The organism is uncultured Desulfovibrio sp. (assembly GCF_944324505.1).
GTDB lineage: Bacteria > Desulfobacterota > Desulfovibrionia > Desulfovibrionales > Desulfovibrionaceae > Desulfovibrio.
Window position 1 is genome coordinate 186969 of record NZ_CALUWO010000002.1, and the last position, 13231, is coordinate 200199.

Annotated in this window: 10 protein-coding genes; 3 read left to right on the top strand and 7 right to left on the bottom strand. The window is 67.1% G+C overall.

The window, feature by feature from the left end:
• Positions 1-128: 128 nt before the first annotated feature.
• Complete coding sequence (locus tag Q0J57_RS03500; protein ID WP_297217136.1) at positions 129-719, bottom strand: cupin domain-containing protein; 591 nt, start codon at positions 717-719, stop codon at positions 129-131.
• A gap of 192 nt (positions 720-911) precedes the next feature.
• On the opposite strand from Q0J57_RS03500, the gene hypF reads away from it, so the two are divergent.
• Positions 912-3404, top strand: a complete 2493-nt coding sequence (hypF, locus tag Q0J57_RS03505) for a carbamoyltransferase HypF (protein WP_363315452.1) — start codon at positions 912-914, stop codon at positions 3402-3404.
• 363 nt (positions 3405-3767) lie between these two features.
• Here hypF and Q0J57_RS03510 read toward each other — a convergent pair whose 3' ends face one another.
• From Q0J57_RS03510 to Q0J57_RS03525, 4 genes are all read right to left on the bottom strand, one after another.
• Positions 3768-4439 carry an outer membrane beta-barrel protein gene (locus Q0J57_RS03510; RefSeq protein WP_297217138.1) on the bottom strand — a complete coding sequence of 224 codons (672 nt, stop codon included), beginning with the start codon at positions 4437-4439 and terminating at the stop codon, positions 3768-3770.
• Positions 4440-4990: 551 nt separating this feature from the next.
• Positions 4991-5491 (bottom strand): 5-(carboxyamino)imidazole ribonucleotide mutase, encoded by a 501-nt coding sequence (gene purE / locus Q0J57_RS03515; protein ID WP_297217139.1) that lies wholly within the window; start codon positions 5489-5491, stop codon positions 4991-4993.
• 8 nt (positions 5492-5499) lie between these two features.
• Complete coding sequence (gene purD / locus Q0J57_RS03520; RefSeq protein WP_297217141.1) at positions 5500-6795, bottom strand: phosphoribosylamine--glycine ligase; 1296 nt, start codon at positions 6793-6795, stop codon at positions 5500-5502.
• Positions 6796-6984: 189 nt separating this feature from the next.
• Positions 6985-8673 carry a VCBS repeat-containing protein gene (locus Q0J57_RS03525; RefSeq protein WP_297217143.1) on the bottom strand — a complete coding sequence of 563 codons (1689 nt, stop codon included), beginning with the start codon at positions 8671-8673 and terminating at the stop codon, positions 6985-6987.
• A gap of 152 nt (positions 8674-8825) precedes the next feature.
• On the opposite strand from Q0J57_RS03525, the gene Q0J57_RS03530 reads away from it, so the two are divergent.
• Positions 8826-10157 (top strand): RsmB/NOP family class I SAM-dependent RNA methyltransferase, encoded by a 1332-nt coding sequence (locus Q0J57_RS03530; RefSeq protein WP_297217145.1) that lies wholly within the window; start codon positions 8826-8828, stop codon positions 10155-10157.
• A 71-nt stretch (positions 10158-10228) separates the two neighbouring features.
• On the opposite strand, the gene Q0J57_RS03535 is transcribed toward Q0J57_RS03530, so the two are convergent.
• Entirely contained in the window at positions 10229-10690 is a 462-nt protein-coding gene (locus tag Q0J57_RS03535; protein ID WP_297217147.1) for a hypothetical protein, read from the bottom strand.
• Here Q0J57_RS03535 and mutL point away from each other — a divergent pair.
• A complete protein-coding gene (mutL, locus tag Q0J57_RS03540; RefSeq protein ID WP_297217149.1) occupies positions 10673-12757 on the top strand; it encodes a DNA mismatch repair endonuclease MutL in 2085 nt (694 codons plus the stop codon). The two genes, Q0J57_RS03535 and mutL, sit on opposite strands and share 18 nt — an antisense overlap.
• A 65-nt stretch (positions 12758-12822) precedes the next feature.
• Here the strand turns inward: mutL and Q0J57_RS03545 are convergent, their stop codons facing one another.
• Complete coding sequence (locus Q0J57_RS03545) at positions 12823-13167, bottom strand: hypothetical protein (RefSeq protein ID WP_297217150.1); 345 nt, start codon at positions 13165-13167, stop codon at positions 12823-12825.
• Positions 13168-13231 lie beyond the last annotated feature (64 nt).

Genomic DNA, 13231 nt, shown 5'->3' on the forward strand with positions numbered 1-13231 from the left:
CCCGGCTCAGGTGCCCATGCTGTCTGCCCGTGCAGAATGCCGCCATGCGGCATGCTCCGCGTCCGGCCCGTGCCTTCCGCCGCCGGGCGCTGCCGCGCCTGCGTGCCGCAGGCTGCCCCTGCCGGGGCCTAGGGATTGTAGGTCACCGCAAGAATGCGCACCGGCTTGTCATTGGCCGGCCCCACATAGTGGGGCACAATGGAATTATAATAGATAGTCTGCCCCGGCCGCAGGATGTGATTTTCCCGGCCGTAGACCACCAGCAGCTCGCCTTCCAGCACAAAGATGAACTCTTCGCCCTGGTGTGAGCTGGTCTTGCGCACCGCCCCTTCGGCATTGGGATAGATTTCGATGAAGAACGGCTCCATGTTGCGGTCGTTCTTGCCCTTGCCCAGCGCATGGTAAATATAGCTCGGCGGCGGCATGCTGCCCGTATGCGGACAGATGACGGCCTCGCTGCCATTGATGCTGCTGATGATGGGGTCACGGGTAAACTGGTCGTCCAGAAAGGTTCCCAGCCGCAGGCCCAGGGCACGGGCCACCTTCTGCATGGGACCGATGGACGGATAGACTTCGCCATTTTCCAGCCGCTCCAGAAATTCCACGCTCAGGCTGGCATCCCTGGCCAGGGTTTCCCTGTCCATGCCGCGCGCCTCGCGAAACGAGCGCACGCGATTGCCCACCGTGGCGCTTCCGCCCTTCTGTGTTGTATCCGACATAACATTCCTCCCGCTGCCGGGCAGTTCATTGGCCGGACAGCCTGCATCTTTTTTATATTACAGGATAACTGTGGAGCAGGCAAGGCGCGCCCAGGCAGCCCGCATTGTGCCGGCGCCGCTTTACGAAAGGCTGTTTCTGCGGCTACACTGCGGCCCATGTCACCCGCATCTCTCCTTCACTGCCGCTGTCTCGTGGCCGGCCAGGTACAGGGCGTGGGCTTCCGGCCCTTTGTCTATCGTCTTGCCACGGAAGAGTGCCTGAACGGCAGCGTGGGCAATACGTCCGACGGCGTCACCATTCATTTGCAGGGACCCCGCCCGCGCGTGGACGCCTTCCTGCGCCGTCTCCGGGCGGAGCTGCCGCCCCTGGCCCGGATCACGGACCTGGACGTGGCGCAGCTGCCCCCCGATCCCGCCCTTACGGCCTTTCGCATTGTGCCCAGCCACGGGCACAGCGGGCATCATGTGCTGGTCAGCCCCGATGTGGGCATCTGCCCGGACTGCCTGCACGACATGCGCCAGCCCGGCAATACCCGCTACGGCTACGCCTTTACCAACTGCACCAACTGCGGGCCGCGCTATACCATCACCCGTTCCATCCCCTATGACCGCGTCAGTACCAGCATGGCCTGCTTTCCGCTGTGCCCGCGCTGCACTGCCGAATACGAAAATCCGCTGGACCGGCGCTTTCATGCCCAGCCCGTGGCCTGCCCGGACTGCGGCCCGCGCCTCTGGCTGGTGGAACGCAGCCAGGACGCCCCTCTGCTGCCCTCGCCGGCAACGACCTGCCCTGCCGGCCAGGATGCCGGGGCCGCCACGCGGGCGCTGCAACGGGCGGCGGCGCTGCTGCGCCAGGGGCGCCTGCTGGCCCTCAAGGGCCTGGGCGGCTTTCAGCTGGCCTGCGATGCCCGCCAGGACCAGGCCGTGCGCTGCCTGCGGGAGCGCAAGCAACGGCCACACAAGGCCCTGGCCGTCATGCTGCCCCATGTGGAGGCGGCGCACCGGCTCTGCTGCCTGACCCCCGAGCACGAGGCCCTGCTCACCTCGCCGGAAAAGCCCATTGTGCTCTGCCCCCTGCGTCCGCGGACCACGGCGCCGGATGCGCTTTCGCCCCTGCTGGCCCCGGATACGGACAGCCTGGGCATCATGCTGCCCTATACACCGCTGCATGTGGCCCTTTTTGATCAGCTGGACCGGCCGGACGGGTCGCCCCCCGCGCTGGTCATGACCTCGGCCAATGCCCGCGGCGAACCCCTCTGCCTGGGCAACCGCGAAGCCCTCCAGCGGCTGGGCCAGGTGGCCGATGCCTTTTTGCTGCATGACCGGGACATTCTGGTGCGTGTGGATGACAGCGTGGTCGCGGCCGTACCCGCTGCCGTGCCCGCCGCCGGCCAGACGGACGCCGCGCGTGCCGTGGCTTCCCCCTTTTTCTACCGGCGTGCCCGGGGCTATGTGCCGCGCCCCGTGCGCCTGCCGCCGTGGCAGGGGCCGGGTCAGCCGCCGGTGGTGCTGGCCACCGGCGCGGAACTCAAGGCCACGCTCTGCCTTGTCCGGGAGCGGGAAGCCTTTGTGAGCCAGCACCTCGGCGATCTGGAAAATGTGCCCACCGGCCGCTTTTTCGAGGAGGTGGCCGCCCATCTGGAAAACCTGCTGGAAGTCCGCCCCCAGGCCCTGGTCTGTGATGCGCACCCCGATTTCTTCAGCAGCCGCTGGGCGCAGCAGCGCGCACAGCGGGAAGGGCTGCCTCTGTTCCGCCTGCAACACCATGCCGCCCACGCCGCCGCCGTGCTTGCCGAACACGGCTGCCTGGAACCGTCCCTGGCCCTGTGCCTGGACGGCACGGGCCTGGGCGATGACGGCAGCATCTGGGGCGGCGAGCTGCTGCTTGTGGAGCTGGCCGCCCCCCGCTGGCAGCGGCTGGGGCACCTTGCGCCCTTTGCCCTGCCCGGCGGCGAGGCCGCCATCCGCCAGCCCTGGCGCCTGGCCCTGGCCCTGCGCGCCCGGCTGGGGCGCGACGACCTGCCCCCTGCCTGGCAGGATGACGCCCCCCTGCCCGCCTGGACGCAGGACAGCCCGCTGCTGCACGCCCGCCGACAAGCCCGCAGCGGTGCGCCCATCATCCGCGAAATGCTGGCCCGGCAGGTCAACTGCCCGGCCACCAGCAGTTGTGGCCGCCTGTTTGACGCGGTTTCCGCCGAGCTGGGCTACTGCCTGGTCACCAGCTATGAAGGACAGGCCGCCATCCGCCTGGAAACCCTGGCCCGGCAGGCCCCGGCCCTGCCGCCGCTGCCGCCGGACGAGGCCGACGGCCTGCTGCTGCCGGCGGAGGCGCATGGGCTCCTGCCCCAGCTGGACAGCGCGGCCCTTTTTGCCCGCGTGCTGGACGATGCCCCCCGCCTGGGCGCGGCCGCGGCCGCCCTGCGCTTTCACCAGCGCCTGGCCCAGGCCCTGGCCCTGCTCACGGGCCATGCGGCCCGGCAGACCGGCTGCCGGCACGTGGGCCTTTCCGGGGGCTGCCTGCAAAATCTGCTTCTGGCCCGCCTGCTGCCCGCTGCGCTGCGACGGCAGGGGCTGAGCCCGCTCCTGCAGGAGGAACTGCCCCCCGGTGATGGCGGCCTGTGCCTCGGGCAGGCCATGTGGGGTCGCCAGCTGCTGCACAGCCGGCACGTGGAACAGAACGTATAACAGCGGAAATGCCCACGGCCGCAGGGTATCTTGCCACACGCACGGCACGGGCACAGCCATCACGGCACCTGAGCATGCGCTGCCTGTCTTTTCCCCGGCAGGCATGATCCGCCTGGGATGCCTGCAGAAGCGTCTCCTCTTGCAGCCGTTCGCTTTCCTGTGCTGTCTCGGAGAAGGGAGAGCGGCAGAACCATGAAAAAATCCTCCGCAGGCGCCCTGCCCACCCCCGCCGGAACAGCCGCGCCACGCAGGCACAGGCCGGCGGGAGCTGTCCCCCGACCAGCGGAACAGAAAAAAACGCAGGCACAGGAATCACGGTTCCTGTGCCTGCGTCGTTACCGCAAGGAAAAGAGGCGCCCCGCCCTAGAAGGTATAGCGAATGCCGAGGCTGAATTCATTGGCGTAGGGGGCATGCCCCAGCGAGGTCTTTACACCGTCAAAGGTCTTTTCGGTTTCCGTATAGCCCAGGCCGACAAAGCGGTACGCAAGATCAGCGGACAGATTGTCCGTAAAGGCATAGGCGCAACCGACGCCGGCATTCCAGGCAAAGACGGTATTGGTTTCCTGCACGCTGTCGCTCCAGCCATCCATCTCGACTTCATACTTGCTGTTGATAAAGGCCATGCCCACACCAGCGCCGATGTACGGGGTAAAGTTGGTGCTGTTGTGGAAGTCCCAGTAGGCATTCAGGAACAGGGTTTGCAGGCCCCATTCGCCCTGCACGTCAGCGCCGGCGCCAAACTTGTCGTCCCAGCTGGTCGTGGAGTTGGTGCGGATGGCGTATTCAATTTCGGCGCGGACAGGCACCTGGTACACAGGGTAAAAGTCATAGCCGATGAAGGCCCCGCCGCCAATGGTGTTCTGGGTGTAATCGCTGATGTCAAACAGGTTGGCGCCGCCCCCCTTGGACATGGTGCCGGTGCTCTGGATGGAGTCAATGAATTTCAGGCCAACATAAAAACCGTTCTCCGCCGCAAATGCGGAAGTCGCCATAGCCAGGGTGAGCGCCAGAGCGCACAGGGTTTTTTTGAACATGAGACCTTCTCCCTCGTTAAAAAAATTGAACCAGGGAAAGAAAAGCACAATCCGCTACAGATGGCAAGAAAATAATATATATTTTTATATTCAACTATTTATATATTCCCTCTACGCACACGCCGTCACAGGACAGGCCGGGGACGCAGGGCACCCTCCTGACCATGCCGCAGGACCGCCCCACGCCGGGAACGCTGCCCCCTGCCCGTGCGGTGCCACAGCCGGTCTTTCCCGTTTGCCTGTGCTGCCGCAGCGCCCGTTCACGGGGAAGGGCACGGCATCGCCGATTGCGCCGGCGTCGCTCACCCGGCAGGTGCGCCCGACATGAGCGGCAACAGCCCGGCTGCCGGGCCGGAACCGTGTCGAGCGCCCGCGCCCGGTCGCACTGCCCGCGCAGACGGCACCGGGCCGTCCGCAGATGCCGGGCCAGTGGCCCCTGATCCCTGCCCCGGACAGCAAAAACAGGGGGAACCGCCCCATGGCAGCTCCCCCTGGCATACGCATTTCCCGCAGACACGGCATCAGCCGGGCCGGCATACCGGCGCGCCATGCTAGGCCCGGTAGCGGGCCTCCACATCGGCGGCGGCCTTTTCCACATCCGCGCGCATGCGGGCACGGGCGGACTCAATCCGCTCCCGCAGGGCCGGATCAGCCAGGGCCAGCATCTGGGCCGCCAGCCAGGCGGCATTGCGGGCGCCGGCTTTGTCCATGGCCACCGTGGCCACCGGGAATCCCGGAGGCATCTGCACCGTGGACAGCAGGGCATCCATACCGCCCATGACGCCGCCGGATACCGGAATGCCGATGACCGGGCAGGTGGTGCGGGCCGCCACGGCGCCGGCCAGATGGGCCGCCATACCGGCCGCACAGATGAAGACACGGGCGCCGCGGGCTTCTTCCTCACGCACCAGCTTTTCGGTGCGCTCCGGCGTGCGATGCGCGGAGCTTACAGTAAACACATAGGAAATGCCCAGAGAACGGAGCACATCCACACAGGGGCTGACCTTTTCCTCATCCGAGGCGGACCCCATCATGATGACGACTTGCGCCATGTTTCCTCCTACTTGCCGGCCTCGCGGGCCAGACGATCAATACCTTTCTGCCCGATGTCGCTGCGGTGGTAGCTGTCAGGCATGTGGACGTGTTCCAGCGCGGCATAGGCGGCATCCCTGGCCAGGGCCAGCGTATCCCCCAGCGCCGTGACACAGAGCACCCGGCCACCGTCGGAAACCACCTGCCCGTCCCGCAGGGCCGTGCCACTGTGAAACACCTTGACGCCGGGCAGGGCATCCGCTTCGGCAATGCCGGTGATGGGCATGCCCTTGCTGTAGGTACCGGGGTAGCCGCTGGCCGCCACCACCACCCCCAGGGCCGTACGCGGGGTATAGCGCAGGGTGGCAGGGTCCAGCCGGCCATTGACGCAATCCAGCATCACCGCGGGCAGGTCCGCCTCCAACCGCATGAGCAGGGGCTGGCATTCGGGATCGCCAAAGCGGACATTGTATTCCAGCACACGCGGCCCCTGGGCGGTCATCATGAGACCGGCATAGAGAATGCCCACAAAGGGGTGCCCGTCCCGGGCCAGTTCCCGCAGAATGGGCAGGGCCACCAGATCGGCCATGCGCCGGGCCTCGCTGTCGGGCAGTACCGGCGCAGGGCTGTAGGCCCCCATGCCGCCGGTATTGGGGCCTTGGTCGCCATCATAGATGGCCTTGTGGTCCTGCGCGGAAGGCAGCGGCACGGCCTTTTCGCCATCGCAGAAGCAGAGGAAGGAGGCTTCCTCTCCCACAAGGCATTCCTCGATGACCACCCGATCCCCGGCGGCGCCAAAGGCATGCTGGCACATGATGTTGCGCACGGCTTCCAGGGCCTCTTCCGTGGTGCGGGCCACCACCACGCCCTTGCCCGCGGCCAGGCCATCGGCCTTGACCACCAGCGGCGCCCCCTTGGCCCGCACATGGGCCAGCGCAGCCTCGGCATCGGTAAAGACGGCACAGTCCGCCGTGGGCACGCCGGCCCGCTGCATGATGGCCTTGGCAAAGGCCTTGCTGCCTTCCAGCTGGGCACAGTACCTGTCGGGACCGAAGCAGGGGATACCCGCCTCGCGCATGCGGTCGGTGATGCCCAGGGTCAGGGGCAGTTCCGGGCCGGGAACCACCAGGTCCACCGCTTCCCGGCGGGCCAGTTCCACCAGCCCGTCCAGATCATCCACCTTCACGGGCACATTGCGGGCACCTTCGGCGGCGGTGCCGCCGTTGCCCGGCGCCACCAGCACGTCCGTGACCGCGGCACTTTGTTTGAGCTTCCAGACAAGGGCATGTTCCCTGCCGCCGGAACCGATGACGAGTACGCGCACGCTGCCTCCTCCATGGGTTGAAAAACAAATACAGAAGGCCGCCCGAACAGTTTCGGGCGGCCGGTACGTTACTGGAGCCTCTCAGGTGCCGGGTGCTGCGCACGCCGGCCTGATCGCTGCCCGCCCGCCGTGAAGCATGCCGTTCTTCCCCGGCTGCCGGACGCGGGCGCCTGCTCCCGCAGCCACCACCTAGTTGGGATTGACTTCAAAGTCGCTCATATCCACCGGGGTATTGGGGTCGACCTTGCTCACATCCAGCGGATAGGCCAGCAGCATGCTCTGGCGGCTGCCCACACCCAGCGAGGGCGAGGTATTGACCCCCACCACCAGGTCCAGCACGCCGTCATTGTTCACATCGCCCAGATCGGCCTCGGCCACGGAACCACGGATACGGCGGGTCTTCCACTTGAGGGCCAGGCCCACGCCGTCCCAGAACAGGGCGTGAATTTCCCCCTGCGGGAAGTAGCGATAACGGTCAAAGAGCTGCGACGCCGTGGAAATGGGCTTGTTGATGATAAGGCAGTTTTCGCCGGTATTGCCGATATCCGCCACAATGAGGCGCATGGGCGCATAGTAGCGGCTGGGCAGCTGATAGGTCTTGTCCACGCCAAGACCGGGCATGCTCTTGTAGTGGTCCATGCCCGTGGCAGAACCGGAGAAACGCTCCATGGTGGTGTGCACCAGGGTATTCTGGCTGCCCTGGAAAACCTTGAGCTGATCGTTTTCCGTAAGCATGACCAGCTGGTCGCTGTGATTGCTGCCCTTGGCCGGAATCCAAGCACAGTTGAACACATTGGCGCCGGAGGGCAGATTGATGCGCTGCCCGAGGCTGAAGCCGTCGCGGGTCTTGACCAGCACATGCACGCCGCGGGCAAAGAGATTGACCGAATCCCAGCCCTGGCCCACCAGGGTGGGCGTGAAGTGGGGGGGCAGCTTCATGACGCTGGCAAAGTAGGGAATGCGCTGGGTATATTCCTTGACCTTGTTGCCGCGCAGAGTGAAGAAGTAGCTGTAGGGGCGGTTGTCTTCCTCGCTGAAGGTCGCCACCACCAGGTCATCGGCGCCGTCACGGTTGAAATCCATGCTGCGCATGGAATAACACAGGTTGGTGGCGCTGATGCGGTGTTCCGCCAGGGGCTTCAGGCGGCCATCGCTGTCCCACTTGTACAGGAGCAGCTTGTGGTCCGTCAGCACGGCCACTTCATTCTTGCCGTCGCCGTTGAAATCACCCACGGCCATGTCCACCATGGCATCAGGGATGCGCTGCGTACGCAGGCGGGACCCGTCGGTGCTGCCGGCGCCCTGATAGCGGAACTGCGGATTGAGGTAGGCCTGGTTCTGGCCCGTTTCATTAACGATGATGTCGCTGCGCTTGCCTGTGGCAGAATAGCTGCGGCCGGGCATGACCACACTGCCGCCGGACCCGCCAGCTGCACGGCCGCCCAGCCCGAAGGCCTCCGCCGTCAGGGCATTGGCCAGCTGCTGCACGCTGCTGGTCAGGCCGCTCACCGGGCCGGAGGCCGCCTTGCTCCACTGCTGGCCGTCACGGGCCACGCTGTTCAGTTCCACGGTGCAGTCGTTGCCCGCCACCTTGACCGAACCCCAGACCGCGTAATCGGACCCTCCCATGGCCTGGCGGGCATGCGCCGCAGACGCGGCCTTGGTGGATCCCATACGGGCGGACAGGACACCGGGCCGGTTGAGCTTGGCCACGATGGTAGAAGGCAGGGCCTTGGAAAGATAGGCGTAGCTCTGCGGGGCATTGACCGCAAACGGCAGAACCACAACGGATTTCTGGGCGGCCAGCGCCGCCGAGGCCTGAAGGCTCATGACCAGCATCAGGCAGGCCGCAAGGGCCAGTTGCATGGCACGTTTCATGTATTTCTCCTTGAGAAGGGCCGCGCCGGGTGAATCCGGGACTCCGTACCCCGACGACACGCGCCGACTATACCTGCACTTGACGCCATGCGCAATACGGGACCGCCGGCAAAATACTTGCCCGGCGTGGCGGGAGAGGCTATGCAATGCCCATGACTGACAACGCTCCTGCCCCCCTTTCGGACGCTGCCGCCAGGGGCGGCCGCTCCTTCCGCCTGGTCTGTGCCCCGGAGATCATGCCCCGTGTGGAAGCCCTGCTGCATGCCCAGGGTTATGTCTTCGCGCCCGAACCCTTTTCCCCCTTCTGCCGGCGGCTGCTGTACGAGCCGCGCCCCCTGGGGTCCTCTCTGGCGGCCTTTTTCGGCTATGTCTACATCCAGGACCGCTCGTCCATGCTGCCCCCGCTGGCCCTGGCTCCCCAGGCGGGGCAGAGTGTGCTGGACATGTGCGCCAGCCCCGGCAGCAAGACGGGCTTCCTGGGGCAGCTGGTGGGACCAGCGGGCTTTGTGCTGGGCAATGAACCGTCCCGGGCGCGCCTGGCCACCCTGCGGGCCAATATGCAGGCCTGCAACCTGCTCCACATCGGCACCTGCACCTACGAGGGCCAGCATCTGCCCCTCCGTGCCGGCAGCTGGGACTGCATCCAGCTGGACCCGCCCTGCTCCGGCTGGGGAACGGTGGAAAAGAATCCCCGCGTCATGGAACTGTGGCAGGGCGACAAGCTGAATACGCTCATCACCCTGCAACGCCGCCTGCTGCGCATGGCCTGCCGGCTGCTGGCGCCTGGCGGCTGCGTGGTCTACTCCACCTGCACCACCAATACGGCGGAAAACGAGGAACAGGTCCGCTATGCCGAGGCGGAGCTGGGCCTTGTCCGCGAGCCGCTGACCCCCTTTCCCGGTTTTGTATGGGAAGAGCGCCCCGGCGGCGAAGGCACCCTGCGGGTGGACGGCCAGAAATCCGCCGCCCAGGGCTTTTACCTGGCCCGGCTGCGCAAGCCCGCGGATGCCCCGGCAGCGGAGGACATGCCGCCGGACAGTCCGGCCCCAGCCCTCGGCAAAGGACGACAGCGGCAGCACCGGGCAAGCGCCCACGTGCTGCCCGGGGAGGCCCTGGCCGGTCCCTGCTGCGACCCGTCCCTGCTGCCGCCCGGCAGGGCCGTGCTCTTTGGCGATCAGGTGCGCTTCATTCCCGAGGATGCCCCCCGGCTGCTGCCCGAGGACATCATCTGGCAGGGGGGCCTGCTGGGCAAGTTCAGCGGCGGGCGGCTGATTTCTGCCCCGCGCCTGCGCGTTCTGCTGCCCCGGCAGCCGCAGGAGGGCACCGCCCTTGTGCTCGACGATGTGCAGGATATTGCGGCCCTGCTCTGCGGCCAGAGCCGCCAGACGGGACTGTCCGGACGCGAGGCCGCCCTGTGGTGGCGCGATCTGCCCCTGGGGCGCATTGCCCTCAAGCAGGGCCGCGCCGTGGCATCCTTCAGCTGACACGCCCCGGCCGCCACGACACCGCAACAGCATGGCGCCGCACAAAGGCGGGACGCCCCCCGCCGCACGGCTCAGGCATGCCCCGCCAGCAGGGGCATGAGGCCCTCGTGCGCCGTGCTGACGCGGAATATCTGCACGGAATACAGACTGGCCGGCCGGCAGATGGGGCAGCCGTCGGTGAGCAGCACACAGGACGGCGTCAGCTCCAGCGGATCCACCCCGGCCTGGGCCAGCAGACGGGTCATGCGCCCCGGTTCCCAGACAATGGGGGCGCCGCAGTGGCCGCACTCCACATAGAGCAGCTCCGGGTCCATGGCCCGGGGAAGCACAGGGTCCGGCACGCAAAACCAGTGCACGGCCTCCCTGCGCCGCCGGCCCAGGGATGGCAGACGCCGCCACGGCGCATGACGACGCCCCAGCAGATGCCTGCCTGCGGCACGGCTGCCCGTAACCGCGGCACGGATCAGCCCGCGGGCCGGCTTGCGCTGGCCGGTTCTGCCGGATAAACTGCCTGCATGTCTCAATCTTCTCATATTCGTCTCTTACCGCCTGCGTTACGCAATCAGATCGCCGCCGGAGAAGTGGTGGAACGCCCGGCCAGCGTGGTCAAGGAACTGGTGGAAAACAGCCTCGATGCCGGCGCCCGGCATATCGAGGTTACCCTGGAAAACGGGGGGCAGAGCCTCATCCGCGTGCAGGACGACGGGGCGGGCATTGCCGCCGGGGAGCTGGAACTGGCCATCACCCGGCACGCCACCAGCAAGATCGCCAGCATGGATGATCTGGAGCATGTGCGCTCCTACGGCTTCCGGGGCGAGGCCCTGCCCAGCATTGCCTCGGTCTCGCGCTTTCGCATGACGTCCATACCGCGGGATGCCGGCGCGCAGGACACGGCCCACTGCGTCACGGTGGAACACGGTCAGCTTCAGGCAGCCCGTCCGGCGGCCCTGCCGCGCGGCACGCTGGTGGAAGTGCGCGACCTCTTTGCCAGCGTACCGGCCCGGCTCAAATTTCTCAAATCCCCGGCCACGGAGCTGAAACGCGCCCAGGAATGGCTCACCCGCCTGGCCCTGGCCCGCACGGACGTGGGCTTTCGCTTCTGCGCCGGAGAACGTGAGGTCCTGCGCTTTCTGCCCGGCCAGACCCTGCTGCAACGCCTGGAACAGCTCTGGCCGCGCCTGGTCACAACGGCCCTGCGGCCCTTTGATGCCACCCGCCACGGCATCCGGGCACACGGCGTGGCCGCCCTGCCCGAAGTGAGCCAGCAGCGCGGGGACCGCATCCTGCTCTATGTCAATGGCCGCTCCGTCACGGACAGGCGCCTCATGGCCGCTGTGCGTGAGGCCTACAAGGGACGCCTGACCAGCCGGGACTATCCGCAGGTGGTGCTTTTTGTGGAGCTGGATCCCGCCGAAGTGGATGTCAATGTCCACCCGGCCAAGAGCGAAGTGCGCTTCCGTGACGAATCCGCCGTCTTTTCCGCTGTTCTGCACGCCATCCAGGGATCGCTCAACACCGCCCTGGGGCAGGTGCTGGATCAGGCGGAAGCCGATCTGCGGCAAGCATCTTCCCCCGGCGAGCCGCAGGAACAATACACGCTTGCCCCACAGCAGGCAACGCCAGCCCCCCGTCATCCCCGCGGCTTCTGGGGCACGGTGGACAGCCCTCCCCTGCTGCGCCAGCGCCCGTACAACGAGGACAGCCCGCCGGAAAGTTCCTGGCAGATATACCGGCAGGGCGGACTGGCCGAGGACGACGCCCCCTACGGCCCGGACTCCGGCAGCACCGCCCCGGCAGCGCTCCTGCCCGACGCCACGACGCCGGTCCCGGACACGCCGGAGGCCCCTGCTGCCTGCCCTGCGCCGGACGCCCGCCTGGCGCCGGAAGTCTTTGCGCCCACCCCGCCGCCTGCCGCACAGTCTCCAGAGCGCGGCCCCGCCGCATCGCCTGCGCAGGCCCCCTTCCCCGCCGTGCCGGACAGCACTTCTCCGGAATCTGTCCCGCCGCCGGATACGCCCCTGCCCGGCAGCGCCGCAGAGGAGCGCCCCTGCATCGGCGGCCTGACCTATCTGGGCCAGGTGGCCCTGACCTATCTGGTGCTGCGGGACGAAAGCGGCGCCCTGCTGCTGCTGGACCAGCATGCCGCCCACGAGCGCGTGCTTTACGAGCGTCTGGCCCGCGGCCTTTTTGGCGGAACGGGCCAGTGCCTGGCCCTGCCCCTGGAACTGGACCTGCACCCTGCGGAAGAAGAACGCCTGCTGGAACTGCATCAGCGCCTGTGTTCCCTGGGCTTTGCGCTGCACGCCACAGGGGGCCGTCTGGTGGTGCACAGCATCCCGCCCAGCCTCAGCCGGGCCGAGGCCAGGGATTTTCTGCGCGAGGCCCTTGCCGGACGCCGGGACGATCTGTCCGCCATGTTCATTTCCCTGTCCTGCAAAAGCGCCATCAAGGCCGGGCAGCGCCTGACGGATGACGAGGCCGCCGGCCTGGTGCAGCAGTGGCTTCAGACGCCGCAGCGCCAGTACTGCCCCCACGGGCGCCCCGCCGTGCTGCGCTGGGACGCTGCCGCCCTGGAGCATCTCTTCAAGCGCCGGCAGTAAGACCGTCGGCAAACGGCGGACAGCCCCGCCCGCAGCAGGCGGCGGCCGCTCCCGGCGCCCCGGCATCAATGCCCGGAATAGTCCAGAACATTGTTCAGGGGCGCGGACGAGGACACGATGCGCCCCTGCACAAAGCGATGCCGCCTCATGCGCCAGTTTTCGAGGTCCAGATAGTCCAGCTTGCCCTGCATGTCCGGGCCAAGGTGCTGCCGCAGGGCAGCCAGCACCTCCTCTTCAGGAAAATACACGCCCTCAAAGGAGATGCGGTCCATATCGCCCTCGCGGCACAGTACGGCCTCGCTGGGGTCATCGGCCAGAGCGCCGGCCAACGCCTGTTCCAGGGCCGCATGAAGGGCCTCTGTCACGGGATAGACGTGGCCATAAACCTTGCACAGAGGATCACGGGGCATGGCATGCCTCCCGGGCGGCCGGGCCGCCCAAAAAATGTGCCCCGGAAAACCGGGGCAGCAGAAA